Origin of the sequence: Nonomuraea basaltis, assembly GCF_005893125.1 — a bacterium.
Taxonomy (GTDB): domain Bacteria; phylum Actinomycetota; class Actinomycetes; order Streptosporangiales; family Streptosporangiaceae; genus Nonomuraea; species Nonomuraea basaltis.
Window position 1 is genome coordinate 1 of sequence record NZ_VCJS01000145.1, and the last position, 16,593, is coordinate 16,593.

Here is a 16,593-nt window from a genome sequence, read left to right on the forward strand (position 1 = left end):
ACCCAGGCCCTCCATCGCCCGCCCCTGCTCAACCCCCCTTCACCAGGGCGACCGACGATGCGACCTGAGCGGAAGACAGCCGGGCCCAGGACGCCCGAGCCCGGCTGTGATCAGGAACCGCTAGCAGTTACCGGAGGCAGGCACCCCGAGGATCCGCAGGGCCAGCCACTCGATGGCGAGCGGCCCGCCCTCGATGGCTCCCGTGACGTGGTCGGGCGCCGGCAGCGCGGTCCACCGTACGTTCGCCCCTGCCCGGCAGTACTCCGATCGCAACGCAGACCCCACCGCGAGCGGAATGATCTCGTCGCCCTTGCCGTGGTACAGGAACATCGGCACCCGCGGCGCCACGGCCCCGAGCCGGTTCTCGCCCAGCCGCGTCAGCCACTTGGGCTGGTTGAGCAGGTCGATCGGGCTCAGGTCGGAGAAGCGGAGCCCGGCGAGCCGGTCGAGGTCGCCCACGCAGTCGTCGGCGGCGTCGGCGAGCAGCGCGCGGCCCCGGTCGTTCAGATCGGCCTCGAGGTCGAGCTCGGGATATGCGGCATCGAGCCCGACCCCGGCGGCCGCGGCCAGGCCGAAGTTCTCGCCGCCGTCCAGGTGGGTCGCGACGGCGTGCAGGTCGGCCGGCACGCCGCCCGCGGCCACGCCCTTGAGCCTGAGCTCGGGCGCGTACGAAGGCTGCAGTTGCGCGGCCCACCCGGCCGACGCGCCGCCCTGGGAGTACCCCATGACGGCGACGGGCGCCCGGGTCGACAGCCCCGCGCCGGGCACGCGCATGGCGGCCCTGATCGAGTCGAGCACGGCGTGGCCCTGTGAGATCCCCGCCATGTACGTGTGCTGCCCCGGCGTGCCGAGGCCCTCGTAGTCGGTTACGGCCACCGCGAACCCATGGAGCAGGAACAGGCTGACCAGCGCGAGCTCGGCCTCCCTGCCCTGGCTCATGCTGACCGAGGGGGCGCACTGGTCGCCGAGGCCGTGGGAGCCGACGGCGTACCCGATGATCGGGCGCGCGCCGAGCGGGTAGCCGCTCTTGGGCACGAGCAGCGTGCCGGACACCGCGTTGAGCGCGCCGGTGGCGGAGGTGGAGTTGTAGAGGAGGTGCCAGGCGTTGACGGGCACCTGGAGCAGCTGGCCCGGCAGGAGGTAGACGGTGGTGGGTTGTGCGGAGACCACGTTTCCCGGCGTCGCGGCGCTGGCGGGGGTCGTGGTGAGGGACATGATCAATAACAGGATCACGGACATGCTGACGCGGACACGTAAGGTCATGTGCCGCCCCTCTCCCTGGAGGATCACCGACTTGGGACGGCGGCGCCGCGAGCCGATCGTTACCCGAGAGTAACTCCATGTCAAGGCCCGAAATGACGGGGAAACACAGCTCATGTCAATACATCACTTGCGAAACAGCCCCCCGCGGGGGGCAAGCCCCCCGCGTCCCCCCGACAACCAGCAAGGAAGAAGCATTCGAATTGCGGGGAAGCAAGCTTCCCGCGGGGGGCAAGCCCCCCGCGTCCCCCCGACAACCAGCAAGGAAGAAGCATTCGAATTGCGACCCCCGCGGGGGCAAGCCCCCCGCGAACCCCCCAACAACGAACAAGGAAGAGGCGTTTGAATTGCGGGAAGCAAGCTTCCCGCATCGGACGCCTGAGGCACCATGGACCCATGGACTCAGGATCGGTGGCCCTCCTGCGCGAGCTCCTGGCCCAGACCGGCTGGCTCGAACGCGCCCGCGAGCTGGGCCACGCACTGCGTACCACCCGCTCGCCCGGCGGCCTGCTCCTGGTGGGCACCCCTGACGACGAGCCCTGGCACCTGACCGCACACCTCGGCGACGAAGCGAGGTTCTCGGACCTGCCGCAGCTCACGCCCACCCTCGTGCGCTGGGCGCCGCCCGCCGACGCGCCCGCCCACCTGCGCGTCGGCCTCGACCGCCTGGAGCGGGCGGCCCGCGGCGAGACCCTGTTCGTGCTGTCGGAGCAGCAGGCGCCGGTGCCGCTGCTGGAGCGGGTGAACGACGCCCGCCGCACGGGCGCGACCATCCTGGCGATCGAAGGCGGCGACTCGGAGCTGGCCGGCCTGGCGCACGACGCGATCGCGGTGCCGCGGGACGGGCTGGTGACGTTCGACGGCGCCCAGCACCTGGTGAGCGCGGCGGCCGGCGAGGTCGAGCGGCGCCTCGGCCTGCGCGCCCGCCTGGCCCGCCTGCTGGAAAAGGTCAGCGGCCCCCAACTGGCCGACTGACACCTCGACGACGCTCAGGAATCCGGCGGCTCGGGCGCGCGCAGGCGGCCGCTCAGCGTCGCCTCCAGCCCCGCCGTCGCCTCCTCGATCGCGCCGATCACCACGGCCTGCACCGGATCCGGCTCCCCCGACCTTGTACGGCTGACCCGCGTCACGGCGTCCAGCCGCCGCGCGCCCACGTCCCGCAGCTCGCTCACCCGCACCTCGCCCTCGGGCACGTCCAGCAGCGCCAGCGTGGGCACGATCGCCACCCCGTGCCCCGCCGCCACCAGCGCCAGCGTGGGCCCGAATTCCGTGATGAGGTGCACCTTGCGCGGCTCGAACCCGTGCAGCCCGGCCAGCCGCTCCAGCGCCTGCCCGGTCGCCTGGCTCGGCTCGCCGGCCACCCACGGCACCTGGGTCAGGTCGGCGAAGGCGCGCGGCGGGTCGGGCCAGTCGGGCGGCAGCACGATGCGGTACTCGTCCACGTAGAGCAGCCGGGTGCTCAGCGACGGCTGTGACAGCGTGGGCAGCCCCATGTCCTGCTCGGTGATCAGCACGTCCACCGCCCCCAACCGCAGCTCCTGCAGCGCGGGCGGCCCGTAGATCTCGTGGATGAACGGCGTGATCTTGGGATGGCGTACGGCCAGGTCCCGCAGGGCGGGCATCAGCACGTGCTTGATCACCGTGGGGAACGCGGCGATGCGCACCGGCCCGGCCAGGCGTTCGGTGAACCGGGTGAGCTCCCGCCTGGCCTCGAGCAGCTCCTCCTCCACCCGCTCCGCGTAACCGGCCAGCACCCGCCCGGCGGGCGTGAGCGAGACGCTGCGCTGGGAGCGGTCGATGAGGGCCAGCCCGACCTCGCGTTCGAGCTGGGCAAGTTGCTGGGAGACGGCGGAGGGCGTCAGGTAGAGCGCCTCGGCGGCCCGCATCACGCCGCCGCGGCGGGCGACCTCGTGCAGGACCCGGAGTCGCCGAGGATCAATGTCCATGCAGCTCAGCTTACGGCCAACTTTAGGTTTCTTTATTTGTGCTTTAGCGGGAAGCCTCCGGACAATGGCGGCCATGGATCTCCTCCTCGCCGCCATCGGCTGGGCCGGCGCCGCTCTCCTGCTGGCCGGCTACGCCCTGGTATCGTCGTCCCGCATTTCGGGGGACGGAGTGGCGTACCAGCTCGTCAATCTCGTCGGCTCGGTCAGCCTCATGGTCAACAGCGCCTACAGCGCCGCCTGGCCGTCGGCCGGTCTCAACCTTGTGTGGGCCGCCATCGGCGCGGTGGCCCTCGTCAAGCTCACGCGAGTAGGAGTGGCGAAATGATCGTCGAGCTCAGTCACCGCATCGTGGACGGGATGATCACCTATCCCGGCGTTCCCGGCCCGAAGCTGGGCGTGCACCTCAGCAGGGAGGACTCCCGCCAGGTGTACGCGCCGGGCACCGAGTTCCACATCGGCACGATCACGCTGGCCGCCAACACCGGCACATACCTGGACACGCCGCACCACCGCTACGCCGACGGCCCCGACCTGTCGCAGGTGCCGCTGACCAAGCTCGCCGACCTTCCAGGGCTGGTGGTCCGCGCCAAGGGAGCGCGGGAGGTGGTCCTGGACCATGGGCTGGACGTACGCGGGCGGGCCGTGCTGATCCACACCGGCTGGGACCGGCACTTCGGCACCGACGCCTACTTCCACGATCACCCGTACCTGGCGCCCGAGTCGGCGGCGTGGCTGGCCGAGCAGGGCGCGGCGCTGGTCGGGATCGACTCGCTCAACATCGACGACACCCCGCCGGGCGGTGAGCGCCCCGCCCACACGATCCTGCTGAAGGCGGGGATCCCGCTGGTGGAGCACATGACCGGCCTGGCGGAGCTGCCCGACGAGGGCTTCCGCTTCCACGCCGCGCCCCCGATGGTCGCCGGCATGGGGACGTTTCCCGTCAGGGCCTACGCCATCGTGCCCTAGTCGTCGTCCTGTTCGGCCTCGTCCCATGCCTTGTTGCGGTCGGCGGCGCGCTGCAGCGCCCCGGCAGCCTCCTGCTCCGACGCGTAGGGACCCATCCGGTCCTTGTTGGGGCAGCCCTTGTCGGGCTCGACCCGCATGTGCTTGAGACAGAACCACCACTGGCCATCGCTCACGAGCTCAATTCTGCCCCGTAGACTCATAGTTCATGACGACACTGCTCCAGCCAGGGCGAGTTTCGCCCATCCGAAAGGTCCCCGCCCACATCGAGCGGCCGGAGTACGTCGGCAAGAAGCGCCCCAAGACCGGCGAGTCCGACGTGAAGAGCCCCGAGATCATCGAACGCATGCGAGTGGCGGGCAGGATCGCCGCCCAGGCGCTCGAGGAGGTCGGCGAGCACGTCCAGCCGGGCGTCACCACCGACGAGCTCGACAGGATCGGCCACGAGTTCCTCATCGACCACCGTGCCTATCCCAGCACGCTGGGCTACAAGGGCTACCCCAAGTCCCTGTGCACCTCGATCAACGAGGTGATCTGCCACGGCATCCCCGACGACACCGTGCTGCGCGACGGCGACATCGTCAACGTCGACATCACCGCCTTCATCGGCGGCGTGCACGGCGACACCGACGCGACGTTCCTGGTGGGCGAGGTGGACGAGGAGTCGCGGCTGCTGGTCGAGCGCACGCGCGAGGCGACGATGCGCGCGATCAAGGCGGTCGCGCCGGGCCGGCAGCTCAACGTGGTGGGCCGGGTCATCGAGGCGTACGCCAAGCGCTTCGGCTACGGCGTCGTCCGCGACTTCACCGGCCACGGCATCGGCACGAGCTTCCACTCTGGCCTGATGGTCCCCCACTACGACGACCCGTCGCTGCGGGTGGAGCTGGTGCCCGGCATGACGTTCACGATCGAGCCGATGCTCACGCTGGGCACGATCGACTACGACATCTGGCCGGACAAGTGGACGGCGGTGACCAAGGACCGCAAGCGCACGGCCCAGTTCGAGCACACGATCCTGGTCACGGACACGGGCAGCGAAATCCTCACTCTCCCGTAACCACGCCCCCGTCCAGGCCCTCAGCGCTGCGTGGGCACCACCCCGGTGATCGTGGTGCCCTCTCCGTGCACGCTGTTGACCGACAGGCTGCCGCCGACCTCCGCGAAGGCCGCCCGCATCCGGGCGATCCCGCGCCCCGCCCCGGCCGCCGGAAAGCCCCGCCCGTTGTCGCTGACGGTCATGCGCAGCCCGCGCTCGCCGATCGTCACGGCGATGGACACGGTCCTGGCCCGGCTGTGCTGCTCGACGTTGGCCAGGGCCTCGCGCATGACGGCCATGACGCTGCTGGAAACGCGGGCCGGCACATCGGTGCCCGGCAGGGCCCAGGTCTCCACGGCGATCCCCGTGCGCTCCGACCATTCGGCCAAGTAGCTCTCGAGCGCCTCGGCGAGGCTCTGCCCCCCGCGCATGCGTGTCTCTTCCGACAATGGTTCTCGCCTTCCTTGGCACCCCGGGCCGGTCCCCACTCCGGCGCGCTCTCGCTGGCGGTGCGCATCCCCCCTCGCGGCCTGCGCCCGCTAGCTGACGGGGTTATGCCCGTCTCCCCTGGGAGAAAGGCTACCTGTCGGTACAGAGACTTGTAGTGGGAAGATAGAAGGGCATGGCCGAACGGCTACTCGCTCTTGTCAGCACGGTTGAGGCGGGCGAGATAAGCGTTGTAGGAGTCGAGTTCTGGATCTCCGGCGCCCGCCCGATCGGCCCGGCGGTCGGCCCGTCGTGCCTGCCTGTCGTCGTCCTGATACCACTGCACGGCGATGGCGAGCAGCACGATGAGCGTCGGGATCTCGCCGAATCCCCACGCGATGGCCCCGCCGTCCCGCTGCGTCTGCAGCAGCGTGTCACCCCAGGTGCGGCCGAGCTGCTCGTACCAGCCGGAGGCGATCACCGTGCCCATCATCATCAGCGCGATGCCGAAGAACGCGTGGAACGGCATGGTGACGAAGAGCATCAGCAGCCGCCCGAAGTACGGGAGCCGGTTGGGCCCGGGGTCGACCCCGATGATCACCCAGAAGAACAGGGACCCGCTGATCAGGAAGTGCAGGGTCATCCAGATGTGCCCGAGGTGCTCCTGCATGGCCGACTCGAACAGCGGCGTGAAGTACAGCGCATACGTCGAGCCGATGAAGATGGACGTGGCGACGGCGGGATGCGTGACGACCTTCGTGAACCGGCTGTGCAGGATCGTGGTGATCCACTCCCGCGGCCCCCTGTCGCCTCTCCTGGCGGCGGGCTTGAGCGCGCGCAGGGCCAGCGTGACGGGCCCGCCGAGGACGAGGAAGATCGGCACGACCATGGAGAGCGTCATGTGCTCGATCATGTGCACGTCGAACATGACCTGGGCGTATCGGGCCAGCCCGCTCTGCGTGGCGAACACCAGCAGCGCCACCCCGATGAACCAGGATGCCGTACGCCCCCAGAACCAAGCGTCGCCGCGCCGCCTGAGCCTCAGCACGCCGGCCCCGTAGAGCCCGGCCAGGACGGCGGCCACCACGGCGAAGAACAGGTCGAACCACCACAGGGAGAACACGTTCCCGAGCGTGATCTCCTCGGGGAGGGGGAAGCCGAGCAGCTCGAAGGCCCGGTCGGCGGGGACGGTGAACTCGGGCGGCGGCGTGCGCGACAGCGCGACGGCCAGCCCGACGGTGGCGAGCATGAGCAGCGTCTCGCCGCCGGCCAGCCGGGTGAACGCTCGGGGCCGGCCGGCCCCGAGCTGGACCAGCGTGCGCTGCCTGTGCCAGTAGCCCACATAGCCGAGCAGCACGAATGCGACGATCTTCGCCACGGCGAGCATGCCGTATTCGGACGTCCACAAGTCCGACACCGCGCCCAGCCGGGCGACCAGGCTGAACAGCCCGGACAGGCCGACTCCGGCGTAGCACCACACCGCCATGGTGGAGAACCTGGCGGCGGCCACCTCCAGCTGCGGTTGCCGGCGCAGGGCGTGCGCGGCCAGCACGAGCAGCCCGCCCACCCACAGGGCGAGCGCGAGCAGGTGCAGCGAGACCGCCGAGGTGGCCAGGTCGTGGTTGGGCGAGGAGGAGGTGTGCCCGGTGAGCGGCGCGGGCAGCAGCGTCACCATCGCGAACGCCAGCAGCCCGGCCGCGGCGCCCGCGGTGATCGCGCCCCGCGAGAACAGCGCGATCGCCACGCCGAACAGCACGACGAGCGTGAGCGCCACGCCCTGCGTGGTCTGGGTGGCGTAGCTGCTCAGGATGGCGCCGTCGGCGATCTGGGGCACCGTCCGGCCCACGGACTCGGCGGCGCCGAACACGATGGCGAGGAACGCCGCCCCGGCCCACGACAGCGCCGTCCACGACGCGGCCTTGACGTAGTGGAGCGCGGACCTGCCGAGCACGCCCTTGTCGCTGGGCAGCAGCATGGCGGCCATCAGCAGCAGGCCGACGGTGAGCACGCCGAACACGTCCATGAGCAGCTTGGACAGCGGCAGCCCCCACCGGACGACCGCGCCGGAGTCGGGCAGCCCGGGGATGATCCTGGGGAACGCCCTGCCTCCGGCGATCATGCCGATCGCCAGTGCGACGACCGCGACCGCCACTCCCGCGAGCATGAGCCGCGCCGCCCTGCTCATGACTTGTTTCTCCGGGCGCTGAGCAGGAAACCGATGCCGATGCCGGCGAGCGCGCCGATCACGATGATCAGCCAGACGGGGAAGGTCACGTCCTGCTCGGCCGACGCCTGGTCGGCCGCCACGCTCGCCTCGCCTGCCGGGGCCGATGGGCCGCCCGTCGCGGCGAGCGTGCCGGACGGGGCCGGGCTCGCGGATTCCTCGCCCGGCTCGCCCGACTCCGTGCCGGACGGCTCGGGGCTGGGGGACGGCGGCTCGGCGCCCTTCACCTTGAACGGGATCTCGCCCTCGATCGGATGCCCGTCGGAGGACACGACCCGGTAGGCGATCGTGTATTTCCCGTCAGGCAGCGGCCCCTTCACCGCCTGCGTCACCACCGGGCCGTCCACCTCGGGCTTGCCGAGCTCGTGCTGGGCGTCGCCCGGCCCGCGCACGATGACGAACGGCGTGCGCACCTTGGCGGTGAACTCGAGCTTGACCTCGTCAAGGGCCGCGACCTCGGCCCCCTTGGCCGGGGAGCTGCTCTTGAGCGCGTCGTGCGCGAGAGCCGGGCCGGCGGTGCCGAGCACGAGCAGGGCGGCGAGAATCGCGGTGAGAGCCGCGAGCGGGGATCTCTTCATGACATCCCCAAGGCTACCGACGCCACTGCCCGGTCCGGACCCTCCCTACAGCCCAGCGCAGGCCAGCGCCCTCTGGTAGGCCCCGACGGCGTCGTCGGCATCGCCCAGCATCTCCATGGTCTCGGCGGCGGCGTACCAGGTGCCGGCCACGCGCAGGGAGTCCGGCAGCGGCGCCAGCCGGTCGCGCACGGCATGTGCGTGCGCTTCGGCCTCGGTGAAGTTCCCCAGGGCGCCGTGGGCGCGGCTGAGGAGCAGATCGGCCTCCGCGCCGAGGGCACGCACGTTGCCCGGCAGCAGTCGCTGTCCGGCCTCGACGTGGTCGAGGGCCTCGGCGGGCGAGCCCATGACGATCGAGGCCCGGGCCACTTCGATCTGGCATCGAGCCAGGTCGACAGTGCTCGCCGAGCTCTGCGCCAGCTCCTCCGCGGCCCGCAACATGATGTCGCGGGCAGCCCGTGCCTGGTCGGGACGCGCCTTCATGAGCACCGAGCCGAATGCGGTCCGCATGCGCGCGAGGTTGCGCGGCTGGCCGCTCTCGGACTGCACCGCCAGCGCGCGCTCGGCGAAATTGAGAGCCTCCTCGCCGTGCCCGGTGCTCTGCGCCACCAGCGCGGCGTTCCAGCAGGCGGCGACGATCGACCGCGGTGTGCCGAGCACGTCGGCGGCATTGAGCAGCTCGGCGGCGAACTGGCTGGCCTTGAGCATGTCGCCGCGGTAGAGGTAGGCGGACAGGAGCGTGGCGCCCAGCTCCACGAGGTGGTCGGTCCACGCCGGGCGGGAGGGGCCGCTCAGGAGCCGCTCTCCGACCTCGACCGCTTCGGTGAGTCTGTCGCTGTCCCGGTAGACCCGGCAGAGGGCGATGGCGAGCTCGATCGCGCGCTCCGGCGTGGTCTCCTCGCTCTGCAGGCGGCTGAGAATGGAGATCGCCTCGTCGAGATCGCCCGCCGCCTCTGTCGCCAGCGCCAGCCCGAATTCCGTATCTTGACGAAGCTTGGTGAGACCTGTCAGGTTGTTATCGGTCAGCAACTCAGCGAAGCGGGTGCGGGCCTCGGAGACCTCTCCGTTCTCCAGGGCCAGCCGGGCGTAGCCCAGCGCCAGCTCGATGTCTTCCATCTGCTCGGCCGTGACACCGTTGACCAGGTAGGAGAGCGAACAGTCGAGTTTCTGAGCCAGCAACTCCAGAACGGCGGGAGTTGGGCTACGCTTGCCACTCTCGATCAGGGACACGTAGCTGTCCGACAACTCCGGATGCGCGAGCTGCGCCTGAGACAGGCCTCGCTGCCGCCTGACCGTCTTGATACGGAGTCCGACCAAGTCAGATGTGGTCACCGCTACCGCTCCCTGAGATTATTGCGACCGAGCACCACGAATAGGCGAGGGAGAACCCCCATGCGCACGCGCACTGCCCTGTCCATACTTGCTGCCGTGATCACGGCCTTTGTAGCCGTTGGAGGCCATGCTACGGCCGCAAGTGCCGATTCGTCTCCACAGATTGCGTTTGATACTCCTGCCTGCTGCTGACCGGCGCAGGACAGAGGGCAGCACAATCTGACCCTGGGTCCGGCCCACGCCGGCTTCGGGCGAGCTTCAAGCCACGGGGCAGGCCGCGCATGCCCTGGCACCGAGCATCACAAGCCACCATCTTGATCTTGAATTCAGCTGGCTCCACCCGCACCCGTTGTCGGACGCGCTTCCCCTGGCGCCGCGCATCCCGGCCGGCCGAGCGAGCAGCAGGCGCTCGGCCGGCCGTGCCGATGCCTCTTCAGAGGGCGGCGCCGCGGAGGGCCAGGTAGAAATCGACCCGGTCCGCCATGCTGGACAGATTCCTCCCGGTGAGCTCCTCCACCCTCCGGATCCGGTAGCGGACCGTGTTCACGTGGATGTGCAGCCGCTCCGCGCACGCGTTCCACGAGCCCGCGCAGTCCAGGAAGACGCCCAGGGTCCGCACCAGATCCGACTGGTGACGGCGGTCGTAGTCGAGCAGGGGCGCCAGGAGGCGGTCGGTGAAGGAGCGGCGGATGTCGCCCGGCACCGTGGCCAGGAGCAGCGCGTGGGTATAGATCTCGTCGCTGGTCACCACCCCTCCCCCGCGGGCCGCCGCCAGGCGGCGGGCGTGACCGGCCTCCTCCATGCCGCCTCTGATGGCGGCGGCGCCCGTCAGCGCGCCGCTCAGGCCGACGCAGACGCGGGTGTCCGGCAGGGCCGACAGGACCTCGGCCCCCGAGCGCAGGCGGCCGGCCAGGTCCGCGGTGGTGGTGCCGCGCAGGGGGACCAGGGCCAGCGCGGCCTCCGCGCCGGCGGCCGCCACCACCTCGCGGTCCAGCAGCTCCTCCACCACCTGGCCGCCCAGCGTGGCGGGGTCGGGGCCGCGGGTGGCGGCCGGTCTCAGGGCGGTCACGTTGACGATCGCGTACGGCTCGGCGGCGTCGATGCCGCAGGTCCGCAGGCGGGCGTTGAGATCGGCCGGGTCCGACTCGGACAGGGCGGCCACGATGAGCTGCTCCGCCAGACGGCGTTCCACCCGGCGGCCCTCCTCCATGCGGCTGCGCTCCAGGGCCACGCAGGCGGCCAGCTCGTAGCCCAGGTCGGCGCGGTCCAGCAGGTCGCCGTGGCAGGCCAGGGCCCACCCCGCCGCCCGGTGCCCGCGACTCACCGCGAAGATCGTGACATTTCCGGAAACGGCCGGGAGGCGGGGAGCCGTCAGGTACGCCCTGGCCAGCCGTACCGGATCCGTGGCGGCGCCAACGATCAGCCGGCCCGTGGCGGACAGGACGGCGCCGGTGACGCCGAGCTCCGCGGCGGTCACGTCGAAGAGCTCGCGCAGGCCGGCGCCCTCGGCGATGGCGGCGACGAGCCTGCGGTGCCGGCCGAGCGCGTCGCGCACGTCGCCCGACAGGCGGGGCGCCACCAGCTCCGCGAGCGTGCGGAAGGAGACCTCCGTCGGGACCTCCAGGAGCGGCAGGCCTGCGTCCTCGCACGCGCGCACCAGGTCATCGGGAACGTGGCCGAGCCAGGCCTGGCCCGCGCCCAGTGCCGACACCCCGGCCTCCACCAGCGCGGCGACGAAGCGGGCCGAATCGCCGGGCGAGTGGTGCCACAGCAGACCGGTCAGCACCAGCTCGCCGCCCGACAGGTAGCGGCCCGGCTCGGGCAGGTCGGTGATGTGGACCGTGCCGAACTCGCGGGCCGGGTCCCCCGTCAGCAGCCGGAGGCGCAGGTCCGCCAGGGCGAGCAGGTCACTGATGCGCACTTGGAGGAATATACAAGCCGCGTGTTACGCCCTTTGACAGGGATTTCACGTCGCGTGCATAGGACCGGGACGGGCGGCGGTGCTCTACTCGGAAGATGACGGAGACCACGTACACGACCCGGCACGGCATCGGTGAGAGCGCCAGACGCCCGGACGCGGCACTGAAGGTGACCGGCGAGTTCGCCTATGCCTCAGACCTGTGGATCGACGGCATGGCGTGGGGCGCGACGCTGCGCAGCCCGCACCCGTCGGCGTGGATCCGCTCGGTCGACGTGGGGCCGGCGCTGAAGATCCCGGGCGTGTTCGCGGTGCTGACGCACGAGGACGTGCCGGGCGTGAAGTTCTACGGCCTGGAGCACAAGGACCAGCCGGTGCTGGCCATCGACCAGGTCCGCTACCAGGGTGAGGCGGTGGCGGTGGTGGCGGCCGACCATCCGGAGACGGCCCGCAGGGCGGCCGCGGCGATCGTGGTCGACTACGAGGTCCGCCCGGCCGTCACGGACCCGCGCGAGTCCCGGGACATCGTGCGCCACCAGCCGGTACGGGTGGGCGACACCTTCGAGGCCGAGGTGGTCGTCACCGGCGAGTACGAGGTCGGCATGCAGGACCAGGCCTTCCTCGGACCGGAGTCCGGCCTCGCGGTCCCGGCCGAGGACGGCGGCGTGGACCTCTACATCGCCACCCAGTGGCTGCACGTGGACCGCGACCAGCTCGCCCCCTGCCTGGGCCTGCCGCCGGACAAGGTACGCCTGACGCTGTCCGGCGTCGGCGGCGCGTTCGGCGCCCGCGAGGACCTGTCCATGCAGGTGCACGCCTGCATGCTGGCGCTGCGCCTGGACCGGCCGGTCAAGATGGTCTACGGCCGCGAGGAGTCGTTCTTCGGCCACGTGCACCGCCATCCCGCTTGGATGCGCTACGAGCACGGCGCCACCCGCGACGGCAGGCTCGTCTACGTCAAGGCCGACATCCTGCTGGACGGCGGCGCGTACTGCTCCTCCTCCCCCGCCGTGGTCGGCAACGCCGCGTCGCTGGGCGTGGGCCCGTACGAGGTGCCGAACGTGCGGATCGACGCCACCGGCGTCTACACCAACAACCCGCCGTGCGGCGCGATGCGCGGCTTCGGCGCGGTGCAGGCCTGCTACGCGTACGAGTCGCAGATGGACCGGCTGGCCGAGGCGTGCGGGCTGTCGCCCGTGGAGATCCGGGTGCGCAACGCGGTCTCGCAGGGGTCCCGGCTGATCACGGGCCAGCTGATCGACTCGCCCGCCCCGCTCGCCGGGATGCTGCGCGACCTGGAGGCCCTGCCGCTGCCTGGGCCGCTGCCCGCCGAGCCGCCTGAGCGGGATCTGCGAGGGCTGCCCGGCGGCGTCTCCCAGACGACGCACGGGGAGTCGGTGCGCCGCGGCGTCGGGTACGGCGTCGGCATCAAGAACATCTGCTTCTCGGAGGGCTTCGACGACTACTCCACGGCCAGGGTGCGCGCCGAGCTGGTCGGCGGCGAGCCGCACGTCACCGTGCACACGGCCGCCGCGGAGGTGGGCCAGGGCCTGGTGACGATCCAGGCCCAGATCGCCCGCACCGAGCTGGGCATCGCGAACGTCACCGTGGCCACCGCCGACACCGCGGTCGGCTCGGCGGGCTCCTCGTCGGCCTCCCGCCAGTCGTACGTCACCGGCGGCGCGGTGAAGGCCGCCTGCGAGGCCGTGCGCGAGCGGTTCAAGGGCCTGCCCGTGCGGGAGGCGCTGGCCACGTTCGGGCCGATCGAGGAGACCCGGGAGTACCGGCACCGGCCGACGTACCCGCTGGACCCGCACACCGGCCAGGGCGACTCGCACACGCAGCTGGCGCTGTGCGTGCACCGGGCCGTCGTGGACGTGGACGTGGAGCTGGGCCTGGCCAGGGTGGTGGAGCTGGCGGCCGTGCAGGACGTGGGCCGGATCCTGAACCCGCAGGCGCTGGAGGGCCAGATCCACGGCGGCTCCGCGCAGGGCCTCGGGCTGGCGCTGATGGAGGAGATCCAGATACGCGACGGCCGGGTGCTGAACCCGTCGTTCACCGACTACCTCATCCCCACCATTCTCGACATGCCGCCCATGCAGCTGAAGATCCTGGAAAATCCAGACCCCGAGGCCCCGTACGGATTGCGTGGCGCGGGCGAGCCTCCGACGCTCTCCTCCACCCCCGCGATCGCCGCGGCGGTACGCGCGGCGACCGGGCTCCGGTTGACTCGCGTTCCGATCAGGCCGGAAGATATCGCCTTGTCCGACGACGGGGAGGAATCCAATGGCAAGTGCACATGAGGCGGCCGAGGCGGAGTTCAGGCGCTTCGACACCGACGGCGACGGCCTGCTGACCGCGGCCGAGATCCGCAAGGCCAACGAGGCGCTGGGCGGGCAGGGCGCGTCCGAGAGCGAGATCGAGGCGTTCATCAAGTCCGCCGACCGCGACGGCGACGGCACGATCGGGCTCGAGGAGTTCGTCGCGCTCGTGGGCCACGGGCGGCACGAGAAGGCGTGATCTCGTCCCCCGCCGGGTAAGTGACCCCGCGTTCCCCCTTGATCGCGGAGGGGGATGGCGTGCTCGACCGATTCTTCGAGCTGACCGGGCGGGGGACCACCATCGGCCGCGAGGTGCGTGGCGGGGTCACCACGCACCTCGCCATGGCTTAGTTCATGTCGGCGCTGTTGCAGGCCACGCCGTTGTTGTCGACGTCTTTGTACCAGGTGTACTCCTCGTGCGTGCCCTTGTAGTAGGGGCCGTCACCGGCCGCCACGGCCTCCTTGCAGCCGGCGTAGCGCCGGTCGGGGGCGCGCCCGGCGTTCGTCGCCCGGTTCGTCGTGCCGGGGCTGGTGGTGCCGGGGCTGGTGGTGCTGGTGGTGCCGGTGGTGGCCGGGGGCGGGGTCGTCGTGCCGGTCGTGCCGGTCGTGCCCGGGTCCGGCGTCGGCGGGGTGGTGCCGCCCGGCTCGGCGGGAGTCGTCCCGGTGCCGCTCGGCGTCGGGCCGAGCAGGCGGGCGGTCAGCGCGTCGGCCTCTTCTTTGGTGTACCCGGCGATGCTCATGCTGTCGCCGTCCATGGGCTGGGTGACGATGGGCGCGGCCAGCACGACCTTGGGCTGGTCGGGCTGCTCGGGCGCCAGCACGACCGCCACCTGCCCCTGCTCGGGCGCCAGCTCGTCGATGAGCTGGACCAGCCGCTCCTTGAACGCCGGGGCGATCGCGATGCGCACGGAGTATTGCCCGTCCTTCTCACGCACCGGCTCGACCCGCTGGACGGCGCCGACCGTCACGCCGTCCTCCAGCAGGTAGCAGGTGCGCTGCTCCGCGTCGAGCACGGCCGGGTCGCCGGGGCACGGCGCGGGCTTGGTGTCCCGGACCGGGGCGAAGTGGATGGGCACGGCCAGCCGCTGCGGCGCCGTGCCCCCTAACAGAGGCGTGTCGGGGCTCCTCGTCATCAGGACGGCCACCGTGCCGAGCACACCTGCGACGAGCACGACGAGGACGAGCGAGACGAACAACACGATGGTGGTGAGTCTGCTGGCCTTCGGCTCCCCCGGGTCCGCGCGCGGCGGCTCTTCCGGCTTGTCCATCGATGATGATCCCATCCTGATATGCGGGCTGCGGTGAGCCTATCGAGGACCAGCCGAACCGGGGTAATCAGCCGGAGAATCCCCGCTTTCCCGGTGTCGGCGAGGAAGAATGAAGGCAGGATCGCAGATTGCCGAGAATTTCGGCACGAACGGAAGTTGTCCCATGAAGGTCGGGGTTCCGCTAGAGGTCAAGAACAGCGAATATCGGGTGGCGCTGACCCCGGCGGGGGTGCACGAGTTCGTGCGCCACGGCCACCAGGTCTACGTCGAGCGGGGAGCGGGCGAGGGATCCTCGATCCCCGACGCCGACTTCACCTCGGCCGGCGCCGTCATCGTGCCGGAGGCCGACGAGGTCTGGGCCACGGGCGACCTGATCATGAAGGTGAAGGAGCCGATGGTGGAGGAATACCATCGGCTGCGCAAGGGGCAGGTGCTGTTCACCTACCTCCATCTGGCGGCCTCCCGGGCCTGCACCCGGGCGCTGCTCGACTCGGGCTGCACCGCGGTCGCCTACGAGACCGTCCAGACCCCGGACGGCGCGCTGCCGCTGCTGGCGCCCATGTCGGAGGTGGCGGGGCGGCTGGCGCCGCAGGTGGGGGCGTACCACCTGATGCGGACGGCGGGCGGCAGGGGCGTGCTGATGGGCGGCGTCTCCGGGGTGCGCGCGGCGCACGTCGTCGTCATCGGGGCCGGCGTGTCCGGCATGAACGCCGCCGCCATCGCCCTCGGCATGCAGGCCGAGGTCATGCTGCTGGACAGGAACATCGACAAGCTGCGCCAGGCCGACCTGATCTACCAGGGGCACTGCCAGACGGTCGCCTCCAGCACGCTGGAGATCGAGCGCGCGGTGCTGGAGGCGGACCTGGTCATCGGCGCGGTGCTGGTGCCCGGCGCCAAGGCGCCCAAGCTGGTGAGCAACGACCTGGTCAGCCGGATGAAGCAGGGCGCGGTGCTGGTGGACATCTCGATCGACCAGGGCGGCTGCTTCGAGGACTCCCGGCCGACCACGCACCAGCGGCCCACGTACCGGGTGCATGACTCGATCTTCTACTGCGTGGCCAACATGCCGGGCGCCGTGCCGCACACCTCGACGTTCGCGCTGACGAACGTCACGCTCCCGTACGCGCTGGCCATCGCCCACGTGGGCTGGCGGCGGGCCATGCGCGAGGACCCGGCGCTGGGGCTCGGGCTGAGCACCTACGAGGGCCATCTGACCAGCCGCCCGGTGGCCGAGGCGCACGGGCTGGAGTGGACGCGGCCGGAGGACGTGCTGGGCTGACCTCTTCCGCGGAACCCGATGCAGGGTTACGCTAAGTAGCGTTCA

16 protein-coding genes are annotated in these 16,593 nt (G+C 71.2%); 7 read left to right on the top strand and 9 right to left on the bottom strand.

Features of this window, described 5'->3' with window-relative positions:
• Window positions 1–120: 120 nt before the first annotated feature.
• Window positions 121–1,263, bottom strand: coding sequence for a lipase family protein (locus EJK15_RS45455; protein ID WP_138716675.1), 1,143 nt, complete (start codon window positions 1,261–1,263; stop codon window positions 121–123).
• A 393-nt stretch (window positions 1,264–1,656) separates the two neighbouring features.
• Here EJK15_RS45455 and EJK15_RS45460 point away from each other — a divergent pair, with 393 nt between their 5' ends.
• Window positions 1,657–2,235: a hypothetical protein gene (locus EJK15_RS45460; protein ID WP_138716676.1), complete on the top strand. Its 579-nt coding sequence runs from the start codon at window positions 1,657–1,659 to the stop codon at window positions 2,233–2,235.
• Window positions 2,236–2,249: 14 nt separating this feature from the next.
• Here EJK15_RS45460 and EJK15_RS45465 read toward each other — a convergent pair whose 3' ends face one another.
• Window positions 2,250–3,206, bottom strand: coding sequence for a LysR family transcriptional regulator (locus EJK15_RS45465; protein WP_138716677.1), 957 nt, complete (start codon window positions 3,204–3,206; stop codon window positions 2,250–2,252).
• Between the two features lie 73 nt (window positions 3,207–3,279).
• Here EJK15_RS45465 and EJK15_RS45470 point away from each other — a divergent pair, with 73 nt between their 5' ends.
• Complete coding sequence (locus EJK15_RS45470) at window positions 3,280–3,531, top strand: CBU_0592 family membrane protein (RefSeq protein ID WP_138716678.1); 252 nt, start codon at window positions 3,280–3,282, stop codon at window positions 3,529–3,531.
• On the top strand, window positions 3,528–4,172 hold the full coding sequence (locus tag EJK15_RS45475) for a cyclase family protein (RefSeq protein ID WP_138716679.1): 645 nt from the start codon (window positions 3,528–3,530) through the stop codon (window positions 4,170–4,172). The genes EJK15_RS45470 and EJK15_RS45475 overlap by 4 nt, the downstream gene beginning before the upstream one ends.
• Here the strand turns inward: EJK15_RS45475 and EJK15_RS45480 are convergent.
• On the bottom strand, window positions 4,169–4,372 hold the full coding sequence (locus tag EJK15_RS45480; RefSeq protein WP_138716680.1) for a hypothetical protein: 204 nt from the start codon (window positions 4,370–4,372) through the stop codon (window positions 4,169–4,171). The genes EJK15_RS45475 and EJK15_RS45480 overlap by 4 nt on opposite strands.
• Window positions 4,373–4,377: 5 nt before the next feature.
• On the opposite strand from EJK15_RS45480, the gene map reads away from it, so the two are divergent.
• A complete protein-coding gene (map, locus tag EJK15_RS45485; RefSeq protein ID WP_138716681.1) occupies window positions 4,378–5,226 on the top strand; it encodes a type I methionyl aminopeptidase in 849 nt (282 codons plus the stop codon).
• A 20-nt stretch (window positions 5,227–5,246) separates the two neighbouring features.
• Here the strand turns inward: map and EJK15_RS45490 are convergent, their stop codons facing one another.
• From EJK15_RS45490 to EJK15_RS45510, 5 genes are all read right to left on the bottom strand, one after another.
• A complete protein-coding gene (locus tag EJK15_RS45490; protein WP_138716682.1) occupies window positions 5,247–5,636 on the bottom strand; it encodes a sensor histidine kinase in 390 nt (129 codons plus the stop codon).
• Window positions 5,637–5,839: 203 nt separating this feature from the next.
• The gene (locus EJK15_RS45495) at window positions 5,840–7,816 is read right to left on the bottom strand and encodes a bifunctional copper resistance protein CopD/cytochrome c oxidase assembly protein (protein ID WP_138716683.1); all 1,977 of its coding nucleotides are present in this window, start codon (window positions 7,814–7,816) and stop codon (window positions 5,840–5,842) included.
• A complete protein-coding gene (locus EJK15_RS45500; protein ID WP_138716684.1) occupies window positions 7,813–8,433 on the bottom strand; it encodes a copper resistance CopC family protein in 621 nt (206 codons plus the stop codon). The genes EJK15_RS45495 and EJK15_RS45500 overlap by 4 nt, the downstream gene beginning before the upstream one ends.
• Before the next feature lie 45 nt (window positions 8,434–8,478).
• Window positions 8,479–9,762 carry a helix-turn-helix domain-containing protein gene (locus EJK15_RS45505; protein WP_138716685.1) on the bottom strand — a complete coding sequence of 428 codons (1,284 nt, stop codon included), beginning with the start codon at window positions 9,760–9,762 and terminating at the stop codon, window positions 8,479–8,481.
• Between the two features lie 433 nt (window positions 9,763–10,195).
• Window positions 10,196–11,683 (bottom strand): PucR family transcriptional regulator, encoded by a 1,488-nt coding sequence (locus tag EJK15_RS45510; protein WP_138716686.1) that lies wholly within the window; start codon window positions 11,681–11,683, stop codon window positions 10,196–10,198.
• A gap of 95 nt (window positions 11,684–11,778) precedes the next feature.
• Here EJK15_RS45510 and EJK15_RS45515 point away from each other — a divergent pair, with 95 nt between their 5' ends.
• Together EJK15_RS45515 and EJK15_RS45520 are read left to right on the top strand one after the other, a co-directional pair.
• Window positions 11,779–13,983, top strand: coding sequence for a molybdopterin cofactor-binding domain-containing protein (locus EJK15_RS45515; protein WP_138716687.1), 2,205 nt, complete (start codon window positions 11,779–11,781; stop codon window positions 13,981–13,983).
• Window positions 13,967–14,200: an EF-hand domain-containing protein gene (locus EJK15_RS45520; protein ID WP_138716688.1), complete on the top strand. Its 234-nt coding sequence runs from the start codon at window positions 13,967–13,969 to the stop codon at window positions 14,198–14,200. The genes EJK15_RS45515 and EJK15_RS45520 overlap by 17 nt, the downstream gene beginning before the upstream one ends.
• A gap of 148 nt (window positions 14,201–14,348) precedes the next feature.
• Here EJK15_RS45520 and EJK15_RS45525 read toward each other — a convergent pair whose 3' ends face one another.
• Window positions 14,349–15,269 (bottom strand): excalibur calcium-binding domain-containing protein, encoded by a 921-nt coding sequence (locus EJK15_RS45525; protein ID WP_138716689.1) that lies wholly within the window; start codon window positions 15,267–15,269, stop codon window positions 14,349–14,351.
• 163 nt (window positions 15,270–15,432) lie between these two features.
• Here EJK15_RS45525 and ald point away from each other — a divergent pair, with 163 nt between their 5' ends.
• Window positions 15,433–16,548, top strand: coding sequence for an alanine dehydrogenase (gene ald / locus EJK15_RS45530; protein WP_138716690.1), 1,116 nt, complete (start codon window positions 15,433–15,435; stop codon window positions 16,546–16,548).
• Window positions 16,549–16,593 lie beyond the last annotated feature (45 nt).

What these genes read in the sequence shown, in the direction of transcription:
- EJK15_RS45455 (WP_138716675.1), bottom strand. Translation starts at nt 1,263, where the DNA reads ATGACCTTACGTGTCCGCGTCAGCATGTCCGTGATCCTGTTATTGATC.
- EJK15_RS45460 (WP_138716676.1), top strand. Translation starts at nt 1,657, where the DNA reads ATGGACTCAGGATCGGTGGCCCTCCTGCGCGAGCTCCTGGCCCAGACC.
- EJK15_RS45465 (WP_138716677.1), bottom strand. Translation starts at nt 3,206, where the DNA reads ATGGACATTGATCCTCGGCGACTCCGGGTCCTGCACGAGGTCGCCCGC.
- EJK15_RS45470 (WP_138716678.1), top strand. Translation starts at nt 3,280, where the DNA reads ATGGATCTCCTCCTCGCCGCCATCGGCTGGGCCGGCGCCGCTCTCCTG.
- EJK15_RS45475 (WP_138716679.1), top strand. Translation starts at nt 3,528, where the DNA reads ATGATCGTCGAGCTCAGTCACCGCATCGTGGACGGGATGATCACCTAT.
- EJK15_RS45480 (WP_138716680.1), bottom strand. Translation starts at nt 4,372, where the DNA reads ATGAGTCTACGGGGCAGAATTGAGCTCGTGAGCGATGGCCAGTGGTGG.
- map (WP_138716681.1), top strand. Translation starts at nt 4,378, where the DNA reads ATGACGACACTGCTCCAGCCAGGGCGAGTTTCGCCCATCCGAAAGGTC.
- EJK15_RS45490 (WP_138716682.1), bottom strand. Translation starts at nt 5,636, where the DNA reads ATGCGCGGGGGGCAGAGCCTCGCCGAGGCGCTCGAGAGCTACTTGGCC.
- EJK15_RS45495 (WP_138716683.1), bottom strand. Translation starts at nt 7,816, where the DNA reads ATGAGCAGGGCGGCGCGGCTCATGCTCGCGGGAGTGGCGGTCGCGGTC.
- EJK15_RS45500 (WP_138716684.1), bottom strand. Translation starts at nt 8,433, where the DNA reads ATGAAGAGATCCCCGCTCGCGGCTCTCACCGCGATTCTCGCCGCCCTG.
- EJK15_RS45515 (WP_138716687.1), top strand. Translation starts at nt 11,779, where the DNA reads ATGACGGAGACCACGTACACGACCCGGCACGGCATCGGTGAGAGCGCC.
- EJK15_RS45520 (WP_138716688.1), top strand. Translation starts at nt 13,967, where the DNA reads ATGGCAAGTGCACATGAGGCGGCCGAGGCGGAGTTCAGGCGCTTCGAC.
- EJK15_RS45525 (WP_138716689.1), bottom strand. Translation starts at nt 15,269, where the DNA reads ATGGACAAGCCGGAAGAGCCGCCGCGCGCGGACCCGGGGGAGCCGAAG.
- ald (WP_138716690.1), top strand. Translation starts at nt 15,433, where the DNA reads ATGAAGGTCGGGGTTCCGCTAGAGGTCAAGAACAGCGAATATCGGGTG.